Genomic DNA, 23,117 nt, shown 5'->3' with positions numbered 1-23,117 from the left:
TTCTGCGGATTGGCTCACAGGGAGCCAATAATCAGGATTGCGGAATTTTTAAGTTTTGCCCCAGCATCACATTGCTCGACTTCATGTTATTCGCCTGCATGATGGCTTTCGAGCTCACGCCATAGTGTGCGGCAATGGCCGTTAGCGAATCGCCGCGCACCACTTTATGTCGCGTTGGACGGCTCGTGGCCGCAACGCTGACGCTGGATTTCGCTGGCACCTTCAGGCGCTGACCAACCCAAACCACATCGCGCTTCAGACTATTCATCTCACGTAACGTCGCCATGCTCACGCCATATTTTGCCGCAATGCCTGACAGCGTTTCGCCCCGCGTGACGGTATGACGCTGCGTCGCGCCGGTATATTGCACCGTGCCGGTCGCCGGGTTGCTGGCGACGCTAACCGCTGGTGCGCTGTCCAGCGGCCGGTTTTCCTCCTTTGGGATCGATTGCAGCGGATGCGTGAGGAAATAATTGCGCAAGCCTTTATAAATCGACTGAGCAATTTTCTCCTGATACGCGCTGCTGCCAAGCAGCCGCTCCTCCGCGGCATTACTGATAAAGCCGGTTTCGACCAGTAAAGAAGGAATATCCGGGGAACGTAATACGCCAAGGCTGGCATGTTCCGGCAGACGTTTATGCAGCGGCGTAATACCGCGCAGTTGCTGCAAGACTTTGACGGCAACGTCATAGCCTACGCGCTGTGAATGACCAAACTGCAGATCCAATACTGCCTGGCTGAGATAGGGATCGGCCTGGCTGTTCGCCAGCAAATCGCCTGCGCCACCCAGCAGCTCAGATTGTTTCTCTTTTTGCTCCAGCCAGTTAGCCATTTCGTTATTGGCGCGACGATTTGACAGCACCCAAACCGATGCGCCCGTGGCCGAGTGGTTTGGCGCGGCGTCCGCGTGAATCGAAACCAACAGGTTGGCGTTCTCTTTACGCGCAACCTCGGAACGGCCCATTACCGAGATGAAGTAGTCGCCATTACGCGTCAGAACCGGCTTGAACATCGGATCCCGATCCATTAGCGCCTTCAATTTCCGCGCAATTGAGATGGTGACGTTTTTCTCGTGCAAACCGTGCTGGCCGGATGCACCTGGATCCTGACCGCCGTGTCCGGCATCAATCGCCACAATCACCACATCGTTGCGGCTTAACGCTCCGCCGGGACGAACGGTGGTATCGCTGCTGGTGACGGCGGTAACCTGATTGGCGTTAAAGGGATTGCTTTGGCTGCGGCTCTGATTCTGGCTTTCACGCGCCGTTGTGACCGGCGCCGCGGCGGTGGTACGTTTCGCTGGCTGCGTGCCGCGAATAGTGAACACCACGCGATAATTATTGCCATCACGCTGCGTGCTGGCGCGAGTTTGTGCGGCCTGCGTCAGTTCGAACACCAGACGCAGGCTCTGCTTATCTTTCGGCTGGCTGTGACGAATGCGCTGCACAATGTTTTCACCGCTGAAATTCAACGGCAAACCTTTGATGGCGCCGCTTTGACGAATATCCAGCACCACGCGATTGGGATTATGCAGCGGGAAAAAACCATACACCGGCTGGCCATTAAAGCTCAGCGTGACGGTAGCCTGGCTATCGCCATTCTCGACTTTGATATCTGACAAAGTGGCAGAGAGCGCCGAGACAGAAAACAGGCACAGCAAGCCCAGTACAATGATTTTCATCCGTGACATCATGCCTGATCCCTGCCTTGCTGGAATTGGTGTAACAGCGCTTCGCCAATAGCGGAAACTGCACTTATTTCGGCTTCACGTGCCGCGTCAACGTAGCGCAGCGTCAGCGCTAAATCGGGTTCAGGCAATACGCCAGTGCCCTGTTGCGGCCACTCCACCAGACATAGCGCATCGCCGGTGAAATAGTCACGAATGCCCATAAACTCCAGCTCTTCGGGATCGGCGAGACGATAGAGATCGAAATGGTAGAGCGTGCGCGAACCCAATTCGTAGGGCTCAACCAAGGTGTAAGTTGGACTTTTAACGTTACCTTGATGGCCGAGCGCCTGCAGAAAGCCACGACTAAAGGTGGTTTTTCCGGCACCCAGATCGCCATAAAGATAGATCACCAGCGCGCTATTGCAGACGCGCGCCAATTGCGCACCCAGATTCAGGGTTGCCGCCTCATCGGGCAAAGGGATAACACAGCTCTTCATGCTTTATTGTTGGATCATCTCTGGATTAACAAACTGCCACAGCAGTTCGAACAAATCAGTGGCTAACATGCCGCGCGTACCACGCTGACGCGCAATGGCATCGGCAGTTGCCCCATGCGCGACACAGCCTGCGCAGGCTGCCTCAAATAGTGTCAATTTCTGGCCCAGCAGGGCCGCAATAATACCGCTCAATACATCGCCCATGCCGCCGGATGCCATGCCCGCATTGCCGACATCGGCAATGGCAACTTCACCCGCCGCGCTGGCAATGATCGTGCCCGCGCCTTTCAGTACCACCACGCCGCCGTAGCGTTTTACCAAGGCATGCGCTGCATGTAAGCGGTCACTTTCAATTTCACTGGTTTTCATCCCCAGCAAGCGCGCAGCTTCACCAGGATGGGGCGTAATGATGCGATTCTGACGGTTATCCTGCTTGATTGCCAGCAGGTTAAGCGCATCCGCATCCCAAAGCATTGGCTTTTCACTGGCCGCAATCTTTTTCAGTGCCTTCTGAGCCCAATCGCGCTGGCCGAGTCCCGGTCCAACGGCAATCACATCGGCCCACTCCAGTGCCCGTTCGAGACGCTCATCACTGAGCGCATCAACCATTAATTCCGGCCGCGCGGTGAGAATCGGGCCAATATTATCTTCATGCGTGAGCACACGTACAAGCCCGGCGCCACTGCGCAGAGCCGCTTCACCGGTCATGCGAATGGCACCCGCCGTGCCGCTATCGCCGCCGACGACTAACAAACGCCCCTGATCGCCTTTATGTGAGGTGGCGCGGCGCGGTTTAAGCCAGCGCGCTAAATCATTGGCGTCATAGCGTGAAACAGGTGCCTGTTCAGCGCACAGGAAGGAGGACAAGCCCAACTCATCATTATGCAAAATGCCCACGTAATCACGCGCCTTGCCGGTTAACTGGCCGGGTTTGAGGGCAATCATGCTAAGCGTGTGATCGGCGATGATGGTCGCGCCCGGCGCCGTGCCATTTGCCGCCACCAGACCAGAAGGAATATCAATCGCCAGCACCGGCGCGGCGTGCGAATTAGCCATGTCGATTAAGCGATCGTAGGGCGCGGCTGGCGCGCGATTGAGCCCGGTGCCGAGCAGCGCATCGACTATCACATCAACTTGCTGTGGCCAGGGCGCATCCGCTGCATGGATCACGCCGCCCGCCGCCAGCCATGCGTCTTGCGCTTGCTGCGCCTCTTCCGGCAAAGCCTTGCTGCTTTCACACGCCAGCAGCGTCACATTTACGCCTGCTGCCTGCGCTAATCGCGCCACCACATAACCATCGCCGCCGTTATTGCCGTGCCCGCACAGAACCAACCAGTGCTGCGCCTGCGGCCAGAGGTGGCGAGCTAATTCATAGCTCGCCTGTCCGGCGCGTTGCATCAACTCAAACAGCGTTAAGCCCAGGCTATCGGCAGCATCACGTTCCAGTTGTGCCATCGCCTGCGCAGGCCAGACAGAGTGTGTTAAACTGCGCGCGTTTGCTTCAATTGCCTGGTTTCTCATGTCATACCCTCTCGATCTTCAGCAGCTCGCTCAACAAATTAAACAGTGGGGACGCGAACTCGGTTTCCAACAGGTTGGTATTTGCGATACCGATCTCAGCGCCGAAGAGCCCAAACTGCAGGCGTGGCTGGATAAGCAGTATCACGGCGAGATGGATTGGATGGCGCGCCACGGCATGATGCGCGCGCGTCCGCATGAACTGCTGCCTGGCACGCTGCGCGTGATTAGCGTGCGCATGAACTACCTTCCTGCCAAAGCCGCTTTTGCCAGCACGTTAAAAAATCCTCAGCTTGGCTATGTTAGCCGCTATGCCCTTGGCCGCGACTATCACAAAGTATTACGCAATCGACTGAAAAAGCTCGGAGAAATGATTCAGGCGCACTGCGGCGAACTCAATTTTCGTCCGTTCGTCGATTCCGCGCCCATTCTCGAACGCCCGATTGCCGCTAAAGCGGGACTGGGCTGGACCGGTAAACATTCGCTGATTCTCAATCGTGAAGCCGGCTCATGGTTCTTCCTTGGCGAGCTGCTAATTGATCTGCCGCTGCCGGTCGATCAGCCCCAGGAAGAGCAGTGTGGGCGCTGTGTCGCCTGCATCACCATCTGCCCTACTGCCGCTATCGTCGAGCCTTACGTAGTGGATGCGCGCCGCTGCATCTCCTATCTCACCATCGAATTGGAAGGCGCAATTCCCGAAGAGTTCCGTCCGCTGATTGGTAATCGAATTTATGGTTGCGACGATTGCCAGCTGATTTGCCCGTGGAATCGCTACGGCCAACTGACCGATGAAGATGATTTCTCCCCGCGCGCCGTACTACACGCGCCGCCGCTGACCGATCTGTTCAAATGGGATGAAGCCAAGTTCCTGCGCATTACCGAAGGGTCAGCGATTCGACGTATTGGGCATTTACGCTGGTTGCGAAACATTGCCGTGGCTTTAGGCAATGCGCCGTGGACAGAGGAAAATATGGCGGCATTAGCATCACGCAGTGGCGAGCATCCGCTGCTTGATGAGCATATTGAGTGGGCGATGGCACAGCAGTTGCAAAAACGCGCAGCGCAGGCAGTAGAAGTGCAGCCAGCGAAGAAACAGCGGCTGGTGCGCGCCGTCGAAAAAGGCCTGCCACGTGATGCGTGATTGAGCAGTTGCACAGGATAAAACTCTTTTCCACATGCTGTGAATAAAATTATCCAACTGAATAGTGACGGAGATCGTAATTTCGTCTAAAGAGTAAAATTACAGTCTGAAATAACCAAAAATTATTATAAATCATGGACTTGTTGTATTTCTGTAAATAATTGCGTCATGTTTAGCGCGCAGGGGTTATTCCAGAGCCTGTGGATAACTCTGTTCAAAACAGTTTTGTATATCGGGGAAAACGCCGTCAGCACGATGCAGGCACATTGTGGATAACCTGTAAGCTAACTGCGACAGACTCAGGCATCATGAGTGCAAGCAAGGCGTGTAAAATTTCCAGAAAAAACCATGTCACATGAGATCGATAAAGATCTGCAGCTGTTTTAATTCTGATTGCGCCTAAGGGCAAATAACATTAGTGAATATAAAAATCTGGAGCGGGAAACGAGACTCGAACTCGCGACCCCGACCTTGGCAAGGTCGTGCTCTACCAACTGAGCTATTCCCGCATAATCTTCGTATTTTAGTCTGCTACTGCGTTGGCTGCCTTCACTCACCCAGGTTACTTACTCATGTAAGCTCCCAGGGATTCGTTCAGTTGCTGCCTTGTTGCAAACTAAAATACGCGATTCTGACTCTTCGTATTTTTGTCACAACAACCACGCTAACGACTAAATCCGTGATTTGGATGGTTTACTACAAACTCTGGAGCGGGAAACGAGACTCGAACTCGCGACCCCGACCTTGGCAAGGTCGTGCTCTACCAACTGAGCTATTCCCGCATTAGAGGTTTACTGCTAAACGAAATTGGAGCGGGAAACGAGACTCGAACTCGCGACCCCGACCTTGGCAAGGTCGTGCTCTACCAACTGAGCTATTCCCGCATAATCTTCGTATTTAAGCTGGCGACTGCGTTGGCTGCCTTCACTCAATCAGGTCACTTACTGAAGTAAGCTCCCAGATATTCGCTCAGTTGCCGCCTTGTTGCCAACTTAACTACTCGATTCTGTATTTCGCTGTACTGCTTCGTTCCGTATAAAATTCTTCACCGGTACGGGGTGCGCATTATACGAGAAATCCTTTCAGTCGCAAGAGTCTAAAAGCAAAATTTTGCGCTTTCCGCTCGATCGCTGCTTTAATCGACAACCTGATGATTTCCTGCGCACCCACCGTCGATTAAAGCTGCAAGAAGTGTTCGCGGTAGTAAGCCAACTCTGCGACAGACTCACGAATATCATCCAGCGCCTGGTGGCTGCCGGATTTTTTGAAGCCTGGCAAAATATCCGGTTTCCAGCGGCGAGCCAGCTCTTTCAGCGTGCTGACGTCAAGATAGCGATAGTGGAAATAGGCTTCCAGCTCAGGCATGTACTTGAAAAGAAAGCGGCGATCCTGACCAATGCTATTGCCGCAAATCGGCGAGGTATTGGCCGGCACCCACTGTTTCAGGAATTCGATGGTGGCCAGCTCCGCAGCGCGATCGTCGTGCTGGCTGGCCTTTACGCGCGCCACTAAACCGCTATTGGTGTGGGTACGAACGTTCCAGTCATCCATCAGCGCCAGCTGATCGTCAGATTGATGCACCGCGAATACCGGACCTTCTGCCAGGATGTTGAGATTGGCATCGGTGACGATGGTGGCGATCTCAATAATGCGATCGCGCTCCGGATCTAATCCGGTCATTTCGAGGTCGATCCAAATCAGGTTGTTTTCATTTCCAGCTGTCATGCGTTTCCCGCCTGTTGCCAAAGTCGTCATTAAACTCATTTCAGGTGTATCATAGACGTTTTGCCCAGCAGGGCGAAGCCTGGCGAAAGCCGTGAGAGGATGCGTGAGTAAAAACAAACTGTCGAAAGGTCAACAACGTCGCGTAAGCGCCAACCATCAGCGTCGTCTGCAGCAACGGAGTGATAAGCCGGAGCCGGATGATAGCCTGTTTGGAGAAGCGGCTGATGGCGTGGTGATCAGCCGTTTCGGCATGCACGCAGACGTGGAAGATAGCGAAGGCGTTGTGCATCGCTGCAACATCCGCCGCACCATTCGCTCGCTGGTCACCGGCGATCGTGTGTTGTGGCGCGTGGCCATTGGCGGCGGCAAAGGGATCGTTGAAGCGGTGCACGATCGCAAAACGGTGCTAACCCGCCCCGACTTCTATGACGGCGTGAAACCGATCGCCGCTAACATCGATCAGATCATTATTGTTTCGGCGATCCTGCCGGAGCTGTCGCTTAACATCATCGATCGCTATCTGGTGGCCAGCGAAACCCTTGGCGTCGAGCCACTGCTGGTTCTCAATAAAACCGATCTGCTGGATGCCGAAGGTCGCGCGTTTGTCGACGAACAGATGGAGATCTATCGCAACATTGGTTATCGCGTATTGATGGTGTCCAGCCACGCCAAAGATGGCCTGGTTGAGCTGGAAAGCGCCTTAACCGGTCGCGTCAGCATCTTTGCTGGTCAATCCGGCGTGGGCAAATCCAGCCTGTTGAATAACCTGCTTGGCCTGGATGTGGCGGCTGAAATTCTGACCAACGATGTCTCGAACGTTTCTGGTCTTGGACAACACACCACCACCGCTTCACGCCTCTATCACTTCCCGGCAGGTGGCGACGTGATCGACTCCCCGGGCGTGCGCGAGTTCGGTTTATGGCACCTGGAGCCGGAACAAGTGACGCGTGGATTTGTCGAATTCCGTGAGTTTCTCGGCAGTTGTCGTTTCCGCGACTGTAAGCATGATACCGATCCCGGCTGCGCGATTCGCGAAGCGGTAGAAGAAGGCAAAATTGATATCTCCCGCTTCGATAACTACCACCGAATTCTGGAGAGTATGGCGCAGGTAAAGACGCGTAAAAACTTTTCCTCCGACGCAGATTAACGAGTACAACGGCACATTCGCCAACGAGCTGGGGCGCTGCTACAATCCGCCCCCCTTTTTGTTAACGACACGTAATTAAGCCAGGAGGCAACGGTGTTTGATCGTTTTAAACTCGGCCTGAATCATATTTTGCCTAAAAAAGGGCTCACCGAGCTCGCCGGTTGGGGCGCTAGCCGTCGTGGTGGCTGGCTCACCAAAGCGGTCATCGACATCTTTGTCTGGTACTACAAAGTGGATATGGCAGAAGCCAGCAAGCCACATACCGGCAGCTACCGCACCTTCAACGATTTCTTTGTGCGTCCGTTAAAAGAGGGCGCGCGTCCCATCGATCCTGATGCCACTTTATTGGCGCTGCCAGCCGATGGCGCGATTAGCCAGCTGGGCCGCATTGCCGGCGATCAGATCTTCCAGGCCAAAGGCCACACCTACAGCCTGCAGGCGCTGCTGGCGGGTAACGACGATTTGGCGGCGCAGTTTAACGACGGTGAGTTCGTTACCACTTACCTCGCCCCGCGCGATTATCACCGCGTGCACATGCCCTGTAACGGCATCCTGCGTGAGATGATCTACGTGCCTGGCGATCTCTATTCGGTGAACCCGCTGACCGCGCGCAACATTCCCAACCTCTTCGCACGTAATGAACGCGTGATCTGCGTTTTCGATACCGATCATGGCCCGATGGTGCAGATCCTGGTCGGCGCCACCATTGTTGGCAGCATCGAAACCGTGTGGGCGGGAACCATTACGCCACCGCGCGAAGGGGTGATCAAACGCTGGCGCTATCCTTCTGCTGAACATGACGGTGCGGTGGTGCTGCTGAAAGGCCAGGAAATGGGCCGCTTCAAATTGGGTTCAACGGTTATCAACCTGTTCGCGCCTCATCGCGTGAAGCTGGCCGAAAGCCTCGAAGCCGAAAGTAAAACCCGCCTCGGTCAGCCGCTGGCCATCGCCCTGCCTCAGCCCGGCGACAGCGTCTCACTTAGCAAATAACCCGGAACCTCTCCCGTGCGCGTTCTCCTCTCTCTGCTGCTGAGCCTTGTGCTCAGCAGTTCTGTCTTTGCCGCTACCGTTCCGCAATCCAGTCAGCTTAAGCAGGAACTGGATGCGGCTAAATCCGCGAAAAGCTCACCTGCTCAAACCGAACAGGTTCAGGCGCTGGAAGCGGCAATCAACTTCCTCAACGAGCGCGATGAGTCGCTGGAGCGCGCGAAGCAGTATCAACAGGTGATCGATGATTTCCCGCGACTGGCGCGCGAACTGCGTCAGCAGGTTGCCACGCTAACCGATAGCAGCAAGGCGGTACGCAGCAATATGAGCAGCGCCGAGCTGGATCAAGAGCTGTTGCAGGTGAGCAGCCAGCTGTTGGAGGAAGGCCGCCAGGCACAGCAAGAGCAGGATCGTGCTCGCGAAATCAGCGATTCACTGTCGCAACTGCCGCAGCAGCAAACCGATGCGCGCCGGGCGATGACCGAAAGCGATCGCCGCGCGCAGAGCTCATCTGCGGCGACCACGCCGCTCGCGCAGGCGCAGATTTACGCACGTCAGGCAGAGAATGCCGCTAACAAAGCGCGCGTTGATGAGTTAGAGCTGGCGCAGCTGTCGGCGAATAATCGCCAGGAGCTGGCGCGCATGCGTGCCGAAGTGCACCAGCGTAAAGCCACTCAGCTGGATAACTATCTGCAGGCGCTACGCAATCAACTGAATAACCAGCGCCAGCGCGAGGCTGAACTGGCGCTGGAGCGCACCGAGCAACTGGCGGAAAACAGCGGCGATCTGCCGAGCGCCATCAGCGATCAGTTCCGCGTTAACCGCGAATTGTCGGCAGACCTCAATCAGCAAGCGCAGCGCATGGATCTCGTCGCTTCGCAGCAGCGCCTTGCCACCAATCAAACTCTGCAGGTGCGTCAGGCGTTAAGCACGCTGCGCGAGCAGTCGCAATGGCTGGGCGCCTCCAATCTGTTAGGTGAAGCGCTGCGAGCTCAGGTGGCGCGTCTGCCGGAGATGCCGAAATCTCAACAGATTGATAGCGAAATGGGCCAGCTGCGGGTGCAGCGCCTGCATTATGAAGACTTACTAGAACGCCAGCAGGACCTGCGCAAAGCCAAGCAGGATGATGGCACGCCATTCAGCAGCGATCAGGTGCGCATCCTTGAAGCACAACTCAAAACTCAGCGCGAACTGCTGAATTCCCTGATTTCCGGCTGCGATACGCTGATTCTGGAAATCACCAAACTTAAAGTTTCCAATACGCAGTTGCAGGATGCCTTAGCCGAAGTAAAAGATGCGACGCATCGCTATCTCTTCTGGACCGCCGACGTAAACACCATCGGCCTGAATTTCCCGGTAGAGATGGCGCATGATCTTAAGCGTCTGCTGTCGCTGGATACTGCCGGCCAGCTCGGCAAAGCGCTGGCGATGATGTTCACGAATCGCGAAACCGTGTTGCCGATCATTGGCGCAATTTTGCTGGTTGGCTTCAGCATCAGTTCACGTCGTCATTACAACGCTTTTATGGAGCGCTCGGCCAGCCGCGTCGGTAAAGTGACCCAGGATCGCTTTAGCCTGACGCTGCGCACGGTATTCTGGTCGATTCTGGTGGCGGTGCCGCTGCCAGTGCTGTGGGCCGCGCTCGGTTATGGTTTGCAGCACGCCTGGCCCTATCCATTTGCCGTAGCGATTGGCGACGGCATCACCGCTACGCTGCCGCTGCTGTGGGCCTTTATGATCAGCGCCGCGTTTGCCCGCCCTGATGGTTTATTTGTGGTGCATTTCCGTTGGCCTCAGGCGCGCGTGGCGCGTGCGATGCGCTATTACTCGCTGTCCGTTGGGCTGATTGTGCCGCTAATCATGTTGCTGATCGCCTTTGCGAATCTCGACGATCCGCAATTCTCAGGCACGCTGGGACGCGTGTGCTTCATCCTGATTTGTGGCGCGCTGAGTATCGTCACCGTTAGCCTGAAACGCGCCGGCATTCCGCTCTATCTGGATAAAGAAGGCAACGGCGACAATTTCGTTAACCGCATTCTGTGGAACCTGATGATCGCCCTGCCGCTGGTCGCCGCCTTCGCCTCCTGCATCGGTTATCTCGCTACGGCGCAAGCGCTGCTGGCGCGTCTGGAAACCTCGGTAGGTATTTGGTTCTTCTTGTTGGTGGTGTATCACATCATCCGCCGCTGGATGCTGATTCAACGTCGCCGTATCGCCTTTGATCGTGCGCGCCAGCGTCGTGCCGATATGCTGGCCAACCGCGCGCGCAGTGAAGAAGAGAAAGAGCAACAAACGCCGGTGAATGCGGACACCATCGAAATTGAGGAGCCGAGCATCGATCTGGATGAGATCAGCGCGCAGTCGCTGCGTCTGGTGCGTTCACTTCTCACGCTGATTGCCCTGGTGTCGGTGATTGTGCTGTGGTCAGAAATTCATTCGGCGTTTAGCTTCCTCGATAACATTCCGCTGTGGAATGCCAGCACCACTATTCAGGGCGTTGATAGCGTGCAGGCGATTACGCTGGGCGCGGTGCTGATCGCGATTCTGGTGCTGATTATCACCACGCAGCTGGTGCGCAATATGCCTGCTCTGCTGGAGCTGGCGCTGTTACAGCATCTCAGCCTGGCGCCCGGCACCGGCTACGCGATTACCACCTTGACCAAATATGCGCTGATGCTGATTGGCGGTTTGATTGGCTTCTCGATGATGGGCATTGAGTGGTCGAAGCTGCAGTGGCTGGTTGCCGCGTTAGGTCTGGGATTGGGCTTCGGTATGCAGGAGATCTTCGCCAACTTTATCTCCGGCTTGATTATCCTGTTCGAAAAACCGATTCGTATCGGCGATACCGTTACCATTCGCGACCTGACCGGCAGCATTACCCGCATCAACACGCGCGCCACCACCATTACCGATTGGGACCGCAAAGAGATTATCGTGCCGAATAAGGCCTTTATCACTGAGCAATTCGTTAACTGGTCGCTGTCGGATTCGGTCACGCGCGTGGTGCTGACCATTCCTGCTCCCGCGCGGGTTAACAGTGATGAAGTGACCAATATTCTTAAGCAGGCAGCCGATCGCTGTACTTATGTGCTCGATATGCCGGCGCCGGATGTATTCCTGGTCGATTTGCAGCAGGGTATTCAGCTGTTTGAACTGCGTGTGCATGCTGCGGAGATGGGACATCGCATGCCGCTACGCCATGAACTGCATCAGCTGATTCTGCGCGGCTTTGAAGAGCACGGGATTGAGATGCCGTTCCCACCGTTCCAGGTGCGTATGGAAACGCTGGGCAGGAAAACCCCCGCCAGCAACGGAACCCCCTCCAGCCAGACGTTTAAGTCCGGCGGATTATAAAAACAAAACGCCCGGCAGAAGCCGGGCGTTATTCACTGCAGCACAGAGCCAATCACTTCACAAACTCTTCGCCCTGCGCGATATCTTTCTTCAGCGTTTCCAGCATGCCCTTCAGTGCCTGCTGTTCAAACGCACTCAACGTCCCAAGCGGGCGGCGTTCGACAATGCCATTTTTACCCAACAGCAGCGGCTGCGAGAAGAAGCGCGCGTATTCACCCTCGCCTTCCACATACGCACACTCCACCACGTTAGCTTCACCTTGCAATGCGCGAATCAGCGACAGGCCAAAACGTGCCGCCGCTTGTCCCATCGACAGCGTAGCCGACCCGCCGCCGGCTTTGGCTTCCACCACTTCGGTGCCGGCATTCTGAATTCGTTTAGTCAGATCCGCCACTTCCTGTTCGCTAAAACTCACGCCTTTAACCTGCGACAGCAGCGGCAAGATAGTCACGCCTGAATGGCCGCCAACAACCGGCACTTCAATCTCGTTCGGCTGCTTGCCTTTCAGCGCGGCCACAAAAGTATTGGCGCGGATAATATCGAGGGTTGAAACGCCAAACAGGCGATTTTTGTCATACACGCCAGCTTTCTTCAGCACTTCGGCCGCAATGGCCACCGTAGTATTCACCGGGTTGGTGATGACGCCAATCAGGGCTTTCGGCGCGGTGCTGGCAACCTGTTCGATCAGGTTACGCACGATGCCGGCGTTGACGTTAAACAGGTCGGCGCGATCCATGCCCGGTTTACGTGCCACACCCGCAGAGATCAGCACCACATCGGCACCATGCAGCGCTGGCGTGGCATCTTCACCGCTGAACCCTTCAACGGTGACTGCCGTTGGGATATGGCTGAGATCCACCGCCACACCCGGCGTTACCGGCGCGATGTCATAAAGTGAGAGAGCTGAGCCTGCGGGTAATTGCGTTTTGAGCAGCAGTGCGAGCGCCTGGCCAATACCACCAGCGGCACCGAGAACGGCAACTTTCATCCTGAACTCCTTATTAAGGTGGGGCAGAGATATGCCGAAAATCCATCAGGTTACGAGTTTAATCAACTTCTCAGGCGATAGCGACTAAACCTGTCGCGCACTTAAACTACGCCGCAATCGGCTCCCGAGACATCTCCACTTCAGAAGTCGCCTGAATGATACATTCGCAGCCAGAAGACAATGGACGGCAATGATCATCGATATAGTTGTTACCACATCAATAATATAACAACTTTGCAACCTTCGCTTTGCGCGCCAACCCGCTATTTTGGCGCAGCGTAAAACTCTGGTATCATCTCGCCCCCGCAGGATGTAACCGCGATTCTCTCACCAGACTTATTGCATAAAAATTCATCTAAATGCATAATAATTTATCTGCCGTAGGCCTGTTGCCTGCTGCAACCCTCTTTTATTGGTAGCTTATGCGAAACCCATCAAAACAAGACGACTTGATTAAGGCGTTTAAAGCCTTATTGAAGGAAGAGAAATTCAGCTCCCAGGGCGAAATTGTGCAGGCGCTGCAGGAAGACGGCTTCGAGAACATCAATCAGTCCAAAGTTTCTCGTATGCTGACCAAGTTTGGCGCGGTGCGCACGCGCAATGCCAAGATGGAGATGGTTTACTGCCTGCCCGCCGAGCTCGGCGTCCCCACCACCACCAGCCCGCTGAAAAATCTGGTACTGGATATCGACTACAACGATGCCCTGGTGGTAATTCACACCAGCCCCGGCGCGGCGCAGCTGATTGCACGCCTGCTGGATTCGCTCGGCAAAGCCGAAGGTATCCTCGGTACCATCGCTGGTGATGACACCATCTTTATTACTCCTGCGCGCACCTTCTCGGTGAAACAGCTGCACGATGCTGTACTGGTTTTATTCGAACAAGAGCTATAAAAACCTGCTGCATGCCGGCAGAATCTCTGCCGGTTATTTCTCCTCACCCGCATCATCCGTAACCATGCTGTTACAAATTCCTTTGTAAATAATAAGTTATCCATATACCCAGCGGTTCTTTTCCTCCATGAATATTGGTACGACCTTTGCGCCTGCTTAGCCTAATGCGCTATTTTACGCTGCTTTACATATGGTCCTAAGTGTCATTACCTACCCGCAGCGTATCAGCCAGCGAGATCAACCATGATCTTTCGCACTAAAAGATAATTTGATGTAGATCATTGTTTTTACATTGAAATAGCTGTCATTGGTTAAGATCCAGGCGTTTTTTATAACTTCCGGTTCTAAAAAAGTGCCATAAGGATAAAGAATTACAACCAAACATTATTAGCTAGATATTAATTTCGTGAGTGATTAGATCTATACTTAGTTTCGTGATGCAAATCACACGAAAGAAAAAGATAAAAGTAGACGACGAGGAAAAATATCATGAACGTTAAAACTACTATCGCAACGCTAAGTGTTCTCTCTGCCCTGTCATTTGGTGCTTTTGCAGCAGATTCTATCAATGCCGAACAGGCTGCGAATCTGCAACCCGCTGGCACCATCAGCGTCAGCGGCGTGGGTGGCTCCCCAATGGATATTCGTCAGCAGTTAAATGACAAAGCCGATCAGCAAGGGGCAAAAGCTTACCGAGTGATCGAAGTGAATACCGGTGACAACTACCACGCGACCGCTGAACTGTACAAATAAGTTACAGATTCAAGACGCAATGCGAACGGCGACCCGTTTGAGACGCACTTGCCTCTCAGGTTGCCGACCCAAATTTCAGGAGAGTGAATCATGAAAACCAAATTAGCTATCGCAGTACTGGGCCTGGCTTCTGTTCTTTCTTTTGGCGCAAGCGCCGCAAGCCTGGTTTCCAATCAACAAGCTGAACAGCTGCAATCTCTGAACCAAACCATCAGCGTAAGCGGTGTTGATGGCGACCAGACCAATGTTCGCCAGGAACTGTCGCAGAAGGCCGATGCTCAAGGTGCCAGCCATTACCGCATCATTGAGAGCAACCGTGGCGATACCTTCCACGTGACTGCTGAACTGTATAAATAATTATTAATTGAACGTCCGGCGCCCAGACGGCGCCAGGCAATAGATCGACGACCCGCCCACCCCTTTCTGCCGCAGGTTGTTGATTAAACGAGGAGAAAATTATGAAAATCAAAACAACCATCGCAACTGCTAGCCTGCTTTCCCTGTTCGCCTTTGGTGCTTCTGCAGCACAACTGGTTACCGAACAACAGGCGCAGAATCTGCAACCTACCGGCAGCACTATTTCAATTAGCGGAACCGGCGGTTCACCGATGGATTACCGTGCCGAGCTTTCACAGAAAGCGGATGAGCAAGGTGCCAGCGCCTACAAAGTTATTGAAGCTAAAACCGGCGACAGCTATCACGTCACCGCTGAGCTGTATAAGTAATTCCTCGTCAATTAAGACGAACCCTTTGGCCCCGCTCGCCGGGGCCCTTTTTTACTTTACATTGAAGCGGAGCTGGCCTTCCAGCTCCTCTTCTGCTTCATCAAATAGCAGAATCAATGCGCCATACCGCCGTTTCTGCCCTTTCCCCAGATTTACAAACTCAATCTCCAGCGGCAACGGCAGTTGCTCACCGACGATCGCATCCCAAAGATCATCAAGATCGTTGATGGTGAGATCGGCCAGTGCAAAACGATCGCTAAACTGGCGATAGAAATGGGCTTGATCGACAATTTCGTCGAAATCGAAACGCTCGGTTCTCATCATGACGCCCTCTTAATCGCAGCGGCTAATTTAGTCCGCCGAGGTGCAGCGCTTTCACTTCCAAATACTCTTCCATACCCAGTACCGAACCTTCGCGTCCCAGTCCGGACTCTTTCACGCCGCCGAACGGCGCCAGTTCGGTGGACACCGCACATTCGTTAATGCCAATCATGCCGGCTTCCAGCGCCGAAGAAACCCGGAATACGCGTTGAAGATTCTGCGTGTAGAAATAGGCCGCTAAACCATATTCAGTGTTATTGGCGCGCTGAATGACATCGTCTTCATCGTCAAAACGGAAGCAAGCCGCTACCGGCCCAAACGTCTCTTCCTGCGCTAGCTTCATCGCTTCATGCGCTTCCGCGATAACCGTCGGCTGCCAGAAATTACCGCCGAGCGGATGACGCTCACCGCCGACCAGCAGTTTGCCACCTTTGCTCAGCGCGTCTTTGACATGCTCTTCCACCTTTTCCAACGCGGACTGTTCAATCAGCGGGCCTACAATGACGCCCTCTTCTGCGCCGTTACCGACTTTAAGTTTCCCCACCGCCTCGGCCAGCTGGTTGACGAAACGATCGTACACGGCGTTGTGTACATAGAAGCGATTAACACTGACGCACACCTGTCCGGCATTACGGAACTTATTGGCAATCGCACCCTGCACCGCGGCATCGATATCCGCGTCTTCAAACACGATATAGGGCGCGTTCCCGCCTAACTCCATCGAGACTTTTTTCATGGTTTCCGCAGCGTTACGCATCAGCGTTTTACCCACGGCGGTTGAACCGGTGAAGGAGATTTTACGTACCGCCTTGCTGGCCATAATCGCATCACTGATCGCATGCGTATCGCCCGCTACCGCATTGAGCACACCATCCGGCACGCCGGCTTTCTGCGCCAGAGCCAGCAGCGCAAACGCGCTTAACGGCGTGTTATTGGCAGGTTTAATGATGCCAGTACATCCGGCGGCCAAAGCGGGACCGAGTTTGCGCGTCAGCATCGCCATCGGGAAATTCCACGGCGTGATCGCGGCAACCACGCCAATCGGTTCGCGCGTTGCCAGAATGCGCGAGCCAGGTTTAGCGGGCGGGATAATTTCTCCATTAACGCGCTTTGCCTGCTCAGCAAACCACTGAATAAAACTGGCGGCATATTCCACTTCGCCTTCGGCTTCTTTGAGCGGTTTACCCTGCTCCGCCGTCATCAGTTGGCCCAGCCAGCTTTTGTTTTCGATGATTAGCTGATACCAGCGATTGAGGATTTCGGCACGCGCCTTAGCGGTTTTATCGCGCCAGGCGGGAAAGGCTCGCTGCGCAGCGGCAATCGCCTGTTCAGTTTCTTTTGTGCCGGCTTTCGCTACCTGCGCCAATACCTCGCCGGTGGCGGGATTAGTGACATCAAAGGTCGCGCTGGCTTTTTGCCATTGGCCATCGGCGAAGTAGCCGGTTTTGAATAATTCGTGTTGTTGCAGGGAAGTGGACATCGGTTTTCTCCTGTCAGTTTACGTCCTGTCAGGAAAGTATAGATGCCATTATCAGAGGTTTTTGTGTCAGCGTGGGATCTAAAAGGCCGCTGCATGCTGCAGCGGCCAGTTTCAGATTTGTATTAGCGTGTTCTGGTACTTATCCAACATCAGTGCCAACCGTTTCACCGGCTCGGTGACGTTATCCGGCGCTGAATAGTGCTGCAGCTTCTCCTGATAAACCTCTAACTCTTGCAGCAAGCGCTCGAAATAGTAACGCCGCTTGTCATCGCTGGTCGCAGAAACGATGCGATCGGCGGTAGAGCGCAACTGGCGGTGATAGGCTGACAAATCTGCATTGACCGGCACTTCGGCATTTCGCAGGCGTTGATGCCCGATAATCAGCGTCAGCGCGATGCGATATTTATTAATATCGCCGGGGAACAGATTGAGCAGCAAGAACAGTTGCTGATACAGCGCCGGCAGATGGTTTTCACGCCGACGCGCCTGATTAGTGGTAAGAGCAGCCACAGCAGCATACATAAAGCGATTGAGCAGTTTACGTCCGGTACGGTCTTTCGATTTATCGCGAATCAGCAGAATCACCATCATCGCCACGAAGCAGCCGATAACCTGGCCCAGCACGTTATCGAGGAACACGTTGAACTCAAACTTCATCGGGTTATCGAGTACCAGTACGTTTAGGGTGCCAATCAGCGCGCCCAACGTTCCCAACTGACGGCGCTGTACAAAAATGCCACCGATAAAGCCCAGCGCACCAATGGCGATGCATAGCAGTAAGATACTTTGCTGGGTAGCGGGCAGAATAAAGATGAAGTAGAGCGCACCGAGCGGTACCGCCACCGTCATGCCGTAAAGGAAATCTTTCGCCACCATCAGCGGATTTGGCATGCGCATCGCGAGCGCGGTAATCACCGCCAGCATCACCATGCAGCCGCTGCCCGACGTCCAGCCGGTATACAACCAGAACAGCGAACCCAGTGCGGTGGCGACAAAGGTACGCACGCCGTTAATCATCGCGTGATGCGTTTCGGCCGAGCGCGCCTGAATCACCACTTCGCGTTGCAGTATGCTCTCTTCGAGCGTGGTGATACGGCTGTTGCTTTTTATGCCATTGATGAGCAGCAGATATTCGGTTGCCGCACCCACCCAACTCGCCAGCGTGACCGGCACGGTTTTACTGCTCACGCCAATTAAGCGACGCATCAACTTCATGCGTTTATGCACATCGTTGACGTTGTTGACCTCTTTTTCAATCAGCAAGCGGTAGTGCGGTGGAATGTATTCCGGACGTGAATTTTGAATCAGAAAGGTTTCGGCGGCCTGAGTGATCAGCGTCAGCGACAACGTATTCAGCATTTGCAGACGGCGGCTGGAATTTTTCCAGCGTGACGACTCCATTAGCAGTTGGCTACGCATGCCGTTGAGTGCCGTGGTGCGACGCACTAACGCGCTCCAGGCTTTGTCCACTTCGTCTTTATCAGCATGAGCCACGCACATTTGCAGCAGCTTGTAGTGCGCCACCAGCAGCGCATCGACTTCCTGCTCAATCACTTTTTTGATTGAGCGCGGCGAGAACAGCATGTCGGCGAGAATCGCACACAGAATACCGATAACGATTTCACTGCAGCGCTCAACCGCATATTGCGGCGCCAGCGTTAAGCCGCCGCTGGCATCCGCCGTCACCACAATGATCAGCGCGGTGTAACCCGCAAGGCCAAGTGCGTAGGAGTTTTCCACTTTGATTAGCGAAGAGAGCCAGACGCACATGCCCGCCCACAGACAGCAGATCAGCAACATGACCACCGGCGCGCGTACCGTGGCAATCATGATGGTGAGCGCGGCGATACAGCCAATAAAGGTACCAATGATGCGCAAGATGCCGCGATAGCGCAGTGCGCCAGAGTAGGGATCGCCCCCTGCAGCAAAAGCGGTACCACCGGCCACGATGCCGGCGGTCATCACCGCCCAACGCGGCGTTTCCAGATTGAAGTGAAAGCCAATCATCAACGCCGCAACCAGCGCGAAGGTTAGCTTTACCGGGAAACGCAAAAACTCAATCATATCGCCCTCGCTTAACCAAACTCACGCAGGCGGTTGAACAACTGCGTCAGCGGCGAGACTTTGGTTTCGCGGTCCTGCGCGCCGGTGATCACCACCGTCGCGGTAGTACCTGCCGGGAAGCGGTTGCCTGGCTGATCGTCGAGACGAATGCGTACCGGCACACGCTGCGCCAGACGAACCCACTCCAGATTCGAGTCAATGGTCGCCATGCCTTTGCTGTCGCTGGTGCTGCTGCTGTTCGTGACACCCGCAGCAATACTGTCGACGGTACCGCGCAGCACCACATTGCTACCCAACGGCGTAATCTGCGCGCGGAAGCCGGGACGCACGCCATCCAGCTTGGTCTCTTCCATGTAGGCCAGCACATAGAAGGAGTGCTGCTGTACCAGCGCGACCGCCACTGAACCACGCGTAATAAATTCGCCCTGATACACGTTGAGGTTAGTGACCCAGCCATCTGATGGCGCTTTGATGGTGGTACGATCGAGGTCGATTACCGCCAGATCGCGCGTCGCAACCGATTTGGCCAGCTGATGTTCGCTGGTTTGCAGATCGTTATTGGATTGCTCAATCGCTTCACGCGACATGGCGCTGGTGCCCAACTGATTGCGGCGGCTGGCTTCACGACGTTTTTCGCTTACCAACGCCTGGTAATATTCAACGTCTGCCTGCGCTTCATCCAATGCTTTTTGGTAACGTGGACGATCGACCACAAACAGCGTGTCGCCTTTTTTCACCAGCTGGTTATCGTGCACTGGCACGTCAGTGATGATGCCGGTGACGTCTGGCGAGATCGCCACGACATCGGCGGAGAATTTAGCATCACGCGTCCACGGTGATTCGGTGTAGAACACCCAGGCGCGGAAGATGATCACGATTGCGATGACAACCAGCAGGAGCGTAATCGCGTATCGCGCGATTTTTCTTATTAGCGCTTTCACTTAAAAACCTCAGACGAATAAACGGGATACAAGGTAAAACACACAGCAATACAACGCGGTGTTAAACAGTGCTGGATGCCAAACCAGATCGTAGATCCCGCTAGGCGTTAGCACGCGTTTCACCAGCCAGAACAGCGCCAGAGAAACCAATAGTTCTACGAAGATGGGCGGAAAAGACAGCCCGAATACGACAAATACCGGAAGCACACTCATTTCGGATCCTTAGTTCGACCTTGCCGGATTGCACCGATACCTGCCCACATGCCGAGCGGCACGTTGGGTTTATGCTCAGGGGAAGACGGATAAACTGATGGCAACATTCAGGCCGCGTTGAGCTAATCATAGCGTATCATCGGGTTAACACAGCCGTGTTCAGGTGCAGTGAAGAGACCCAGCGCGCGTATAGTAACGCGCTTGACTATACGTTTTCTACATATTGTGAGCTAAATCACTTTTTAGTCAGAGTAAACAATGGATCGACTTAAAAGCATGTCCATTTTCGCCAAAGTGGTTGAATTGGGCTCATTTACCGCCGCAGCACGCCAGCTTCAGCTTAGCGTTTCGTCTATCAGCCAGATTGTCGCCAAACTGGAAGATGAGCTACAGGTTAAATTGCTCAACCGCAGCACGCGCAGCCTTGGACTGACTGAAGCCGGGAAAATCTATTTTCAAGGCTGCCGCCGCATGTTAGCTGAGGCATCACAGGTGCACGAGCAGCTGTATGCCTTTAATAACACGCCGATAGGTATTCTTCGCATCGGCTGCTCATCAACGATGGCGCAGAATGTTTTATCGGCGATGACCAGCGAAATGTTACGTGAATATCCGGGTTTAAGCGTCAATCTGGTGACCGGCATTCCGGCACCGGACCTGATCGCCAATGGCCTCGATTTAGTGGTACGTGTAGGTGCGTTGCAGGATTCGAATCTGTTCTCACGCCGTCTGGGGGCAATGCCGATGGTGGTGTGTGCGGCCAAAAGCTATCTGGCACAGCACGGCACGCCGGAAAAGCCGGGTGAGATCGACAATTTTTCCTGGCTGGAATATAGCGTGCGGCCAGATAACACCTTTGAACTGGTGGCACCGGAAGGATTGGTGACGCGTCTCACGCCGCAGGGCCGTTTTGTGACCAACGATTCACAAACGCTGATTCGCTGGCTGAAAGCCGGTTGTGGCATCGCCTATGTGCCGCTGATGTGGGTGATTGATGAGATCGGCGCCGGTGAGATCGATATTCTGTTCCCGCAATACCACTCGGAGCCGCGCCCGGTCTATGCGCTCTATACCGAGAAGGATAAGCTGCCGCTGAAAGTACAGGTGTGTATTGATTATCTGACGGAGTATTTCAAACAGGTGGCGCAGCAATATCAGCAGCATCGGAAAGGGTGAAGAGAGATTAAGGTCGCCGGAAATGGCGACCTTACAGCGGATTAAGCGGTACCACCAACGGTGATTTTATCCAGCTTCAGCGTTGGCTGGCCGACGCCCACTGGCACGCTCTGGCCCTCTTTGCCACACACGCCGACGCCTTTATCCAGCGCCAGGTCGTTGCCGACCATCGAAATCTGCTGCATCGCTTCAATGCCAGAGCCAATCAGCGTTGCACCTTTCACCGGAGTGGTCACTTTACCGTTCTCGATCAGATAGGCTTCCGAGGTGGAGAACACGAACTTGCCGGAGGTGATATCAACCTGACCGCCGCCAAAGTTCGGCGCATAGATGCCGTATTCCACGCTTTCGATGATATCCTGCGGCGTTGATTTACCTGCCAGCATATAGGTGTTGGTCATACGCGGCATGGGCAGGTGCGCATAGGACTCACGGCGACCGTTACCGGTTGGATTAACGCCCATCAGGCGCGCATTCAACTTGTCCTGCATGTAGCCTTTCAGCACGCCATTTTCAATCAGCATGTTGTACTGGCCCGGTACACCTTCATCATCAACCGCCAATGAACCGCGCAGACCTTCAATAGTGCCATCATCAACCACGGTGCAGAGTTCTGAAGCCACCAGCTGGCCCATTTTGCCGCTGAATACCGATGTCGCGCGACGGTTAAAATCCCCTTCCAGACCATGTCCAACCGCTTCGTGCAGCAGCACGCCTGGCCAGCCCGCGCCCAACACCACCGGCAACATACCGGCTGGCGCCGCAACGGCAGACAGATTCACCAGCGCCATACGTACCGCTTCACGCGCCCAGGCATCGGCACGCACATCACCGCTTTCATCGGCGAGGAAGAATTCATAACCGGTACGCGCACCGCCGCCGCTCGAGCCGCGCTCACGCTTGCCCTGGTCTTCCACCTGTACGCTGATGGAAAGACGCACCAGCGGACGGATATCCGCCGCCAGCGTGCCATCAGTGGCGGCCACCAGCACTTGTTCGTAAACGCCGCTCAGGCTGGCATTCACTTCCTGCACGCGCGGATCGGCAGCGCGCGCCACTTGATCAACACGATGTAGCAGGGCGATTTTGTCTTCGCGCGTCAGGCTATCCAGTGGGTTCACTGGCGCATACAGCGAACGGTTCAGTACCGCCGACAACGTATGCGCTTTGCCATTGCCTTGCTCACGCACGATACTGCGCGCCGCTTCAGATGACTGACGCAGTGCATTCAGGGAGATTTGGTCGGCATAGGCAAAACCGGTTTTCTCACCGCTCACGGCACGCACGCCAACGCCCTGATCGATGTGGTAAGAACCATCTTTGATAATTTTGTCTTCCAGCACCCAGGATTCGTGGAAACTGGACTGGAAATAGAGATCGGCATAATCCAGACGACGTTCTGAAAGCTGCCCTAACAGGGAATAAAGGTCCTGCTGATTAATGCTGTTCGCAGTTAGCAACTGCTCACTTACCAGATTCAGAGTCATCGTTTCTCACTCATTATGTGCTCGGATAGTCATAGCCT

20 protein-coding genes and 3 tRNA genes are annotated in these 23,117 nt (G+C 54.6%); 9 read left to right on the top strand and 14 right to left on the bottom strand.

Annotated features, from left to right (window positions below):
• Window positions 1–31 precede the first annotated feature (31 nt).
• The 3 genes from amiB to nnr are packed head-to-tail and all read right to left on the bottom strand — an operon-like array spanning window position 32 to window position 3,687.
• Window positions 32–1,693: an N-acetylmuramoyl-L-alanine amidase AmiB gene (gene amiB / locus AC790_RS06175; RefSeq protein WP_049851241.1), complete on the bottom strand. Its 1,662-nt coding sequence runs from the start codon at window positions 1,691–1,693 to the stop codon at window positions 32–34.
• The gene (gene tsaE, locus AC790_RS06170) at window positions 1,690–2,166 is read right to left on the bottom strand and encodes a tRNA (adenosine(37)-N6)-threonylcarbamoyltransferase complex ATPase subunit type 1 TsaE (RefSeq protein WP_007892003.1); all 477 of its coding nucleotides are present in this window, start codon (window positions 2,164–2,166) and stop codon (window positions 1,690–1,692) included. The genes amiB and tsaE overlap by 4 nt, the downstream gene beginning before the upstream one ends.
• A gap of 3 nt (window positions 2,167–2,169) precedes the next feature.
• Entirely contained in the window at window positions 2,170–3,687 is a 1,518-nt protein-coding gene (nnr, locus tag AC790_RS06165) for a bifunctional ADP-dependent NAD(P)H-hydrate dehydratase/NAD(P)H-hydrate epimerase (RefSeq protein WP_072093398.1), read from the bottom strand.
• On the opposite strand from nnr, the gene queG reads away from it, so the two are divergent.
• On the top strand, window positions 3,686–4,825 hold the full coding sequence (gene queG / locus AC790_RS06160; RefSeq protein ID WP_007892000.1) for a tRNA epoxyqueuosine(34) reductase QueG: 1,140 nt from the start codon (window positions 3,686–3,688) through the stop codon (window positions 4,823–4,825). The two genes, nnr and queG, sit on opposite strands and share 2 nt — an antisense overlap.
• 433 nt (window positions 4,826–5,258) lie before the next feature.
• Here queG and AC790_RS06155 read toward each other — a convergent pair.
• From AC790_RS06155 to orn, 4 genes are all read right to left on the bottom strand, one after another.
• Window positions 5,259–5,334: transfer RNA gene (locus AC790_RS06155), tRNA-Gly, on the bottom strand.
• Window positions 5,335–5,531: 197 nt separating this feature from the next.
• A tRNA-Gly gene (locus AC790_RS06150) sits at window positions 5,532–5,607 on the bottom strand.
• 26 nt (window positions 5,608–5,633) lie between these two features.
• A tRNA-Gly gene (locus AC790_RS06145) sits at window positions 5,634–5,709 on the bottom strand.
• A gap of 292 nt (window positions 5,710–6,001) precedes the next feature.
• On the bottom strand, window positions 6,002–6,550 hold the full coding sequence (orn, locus tag AC790_RS06140; RefSeq protein WP_049851240.1) for an oligoribonuclease: 549 nt from the start codon (window positions 6,548–6,550) through the stop codon (window positions 6,002–6,004).
• Window positions 6,551–6,653: 103 nt separating this feature from the next.
• On the opposite strand from orn, the gene rsgA reads away from it, so the two are divergent.
• From rsgA to mscM, 3 genes are all read left to right on the top strand, one after another.
• Window positions 6,654–7,697, top strand: coding sequence for a small ribosomal subunit biogenesis GTPase RsgA (rsgA, locus tag AC790_RS06135; RefSeq protein WP_007891997.1), 1,044 nt, complete (start codon window positions 6,654–6,656; stop codon window positions 7,695–7,697).
• A 93-nt stretch (window positions 7,698–7,790) separates the two neighbouring features.
• Window positions 7,791–8,687 carry an archaetidylserine decarboxylase gene (asd, locus tag AC790_RS06130; protein ID WP_007891996.1) on the top strand — a complete coding sequence of 299 codons (897 nt, stop codon included), beginning with the start codon at window positions 7,791–7,793 and terminating at the stop codon, window positions 8,685–8,687.
• A 15-nt stretch (window positions 8,688–8,702) separates the two neighbouring features.
• A complete protein-coding gene (mscM, locus tag AC790_RS06125; protein WP_049851239.1) occupies window positions 8,703–12,038 on the top strand; it encodes a miniconductance mechanosensitive channel MscM in 3,336 nt (1,111 codons plus the stop codon).
• A gap of 52 nt (window positions 12,039–12,090) precedes the next feature.
• Here mscM and mdh read toward each other — a convergent pair whose 3' ends face one another.
• Window positions 12,091–13,026, bottom strand: coding sequence for a malate dehydrogenase (mdh, locus tag AC790_RS06120; protein WP_049851238.1), 936 nt, complete (start codon window positions 13,024–13,026; stop codon window positions 12,091–12,093).
• 422 nt (window positions 13,027–13,448) lie between these two features.
• On the opposite strand from mdh, the gene argR reads away from it, so the two are divergent.
• The 4 genes from argR (at window position 13,449) to yhcN (AC790_RS06100) (ending at window position 15,397) form a co-directional block, all read left to right on the top strand.
• A complete protein-coding gene (argR, locus tag AC790_RS06115; RefSeq protein WP_007891992.1) occupies window positions 13,449–13,919 on the top strand; it encodes a transcriptional regulator ArgR in 471 nt (156 codons plus the stop codon).
• A 489-nt stretch (window positions 13,920–14,408) separates the two neighbouring features.
• Window positions 14,409–14,672, top strand: coding sequence for a peroxide/acid stress response protein YhcN (gene yhcN / locus AC790_RS06110; protein WP_049851237.1), 264 nt, complete (start codon window positions 14,409–14,411; stop codon window positions 14,670–14,672).
• 90 nt (window positions 14,673–14,762) lie between these two features.
• The gene (locus AC790_RS06105) at window positions 14,763–15,029 is read left to right on the top strand and encodes a YdgH/BhsA/McbA-like domain containing protein (protein ID WP_007891990.1); all 267 of its coding nucleotides are present in this window, start codon (window positions 14,763–14,765) and stop codon (window positions 15,027–15,029) included.
• Window positions 15,030–15,130: 101 nt separating this feature from the next.
• Window positions 15,131–15,397, top strand: coding sequence for a peroxide/acid stress response protein YhcN (gene yhcN / locus AC790_RS06100; RefSeq protein WP_049851236.1), 267 nt, complete (start codon window positions 15,131–15,133; stop codon window positions 15,395–15,397).
• 51 nt (window positions 15,398–15,448) lie between these two features.
• On the opposite strand, the gene AC790_RS06095 is transcribed toward yhcN (AC790_RS06100), so the two are convergent.
• The 5 genes from AC790_RS06095 to aaeX all read right to left on the bottom strand — a co-directional run bounded on the left by AC790_RS06095 (window position 15,449) and on the right by aaeX (window position 20,416).
• Window positions 15,449–15,718, bottom strand: coding sequence for a hypothetical protein (locus AC790_RS06095; RefSeq protein WP_036621939.1), 270 nt, complete (start codon window positions 15,716–15,718; stop codon window positions 15,449–15,451).
• Between the two features lie 25 nt (window positions 15,719–15,743).
• Window positions 15,744–17,198 (bottom strand): NAD-dependent succinate-semialdehyde dehydrogenase, encoded by a 1,455-nt coding sequence (locus AC790_RS06090; protein ID WP_007891987.1) that lies wholly within the window; start codon window positions 17,196–17,198, stop codon window positions 15,744–15,746.
• A 111-nt stretch (window positions 17,199–17,309) separates the two neighbouring features.
• Window positions 17,310–19,262, bottom strand: a complete 1,953-nt coding sequence (aaeB, locus tag AC790_RS06085) for a p-hydroxybenzoic acid efflux pump subunit AaeB (RefSeq protein WP_049851235.1) — start codon at window positions 19,260–19,262, stop codon at window positions 17,310–17,312.
• An 11-nt stretch (window positions 19,263–19,273) separates the two neighbouring features.
• Window positions 19,274–20,203, bottom strand: a complete 930-nt coding sequence (gene aaeA, locus AC790_RS06080; RefSeq protein WP_007891985.1) for a p-hydroxybenzoic acid efflux pump subunit AaeA — start codon at window positions 20,201–20,203, stop codon at window positions 19,274–19,276.
• A gap of 9 nt (window positions 20,204–20,212) precedes the next feature.
• Window positions 20,213–20,416 (bottom strand): p-hydroxybenzoic acid efflux pump operon protein AaeX, encoded by a 204-nt coding sequence (gene aaeX / locus AC790_RS06075; RefSeq protein WP_007891984.1) that lies wholly within the window; start codon window positions 20,414–20,416, stop codon window positions 20,213–20,215.
• A 258-nt stretch (window positions 20,417–20,674) separates the two neighbouring features.
• Between aaeX and aaeR the strand changes: the two genes are divergently transcribed.
• Window positions 20,675–21,592 carry an HTH-type transcriptional activator AaeR gene (aaeR, locus tag AC790_RS06070; protein WP_036621938.1) on the top strand — a complete coding sequence of 306 codons (918 nt, stop codon included), beginning with the start codon at window positions 20,675–20,677 and terminating at the stop codon, window positions 21,590–21,592.
• 41 nt (window positions 21,593–21,633) lie between these two features.
• On the opposite strand, the gene tldD is transcribed toward aaeR, so the two are convergent.
• A complete protein-coding gene (tldD, locus tag AC790_RS06065; RefSeq protein ID WP_049851234.1) occupies window positions 21,634–23,079 on the bottom strand; it encodes a metalloprotease TldD in 1,446 nt (481 codons plus the stop codon).
• Between the last annotated feature and the right edge of the window lie 38 nt (window positions 23,080–23,117).

Origin of the sequence: Pantoea sp. RIT-PI-b (assembly GCF_001187905.1) — a bacterium.
GTDB classification, from domain to species: Bacteria; Pseudomonadota; Gammaproteobacteria; order Enterobacterales; family Enterobacteriaceae; genus Pantoea; species Pantoea nemavictus.
Note: the sequence above shows the minus strand (reverse complement) of the source record. Positions and strands in the feature narration are given on the sequence as shown.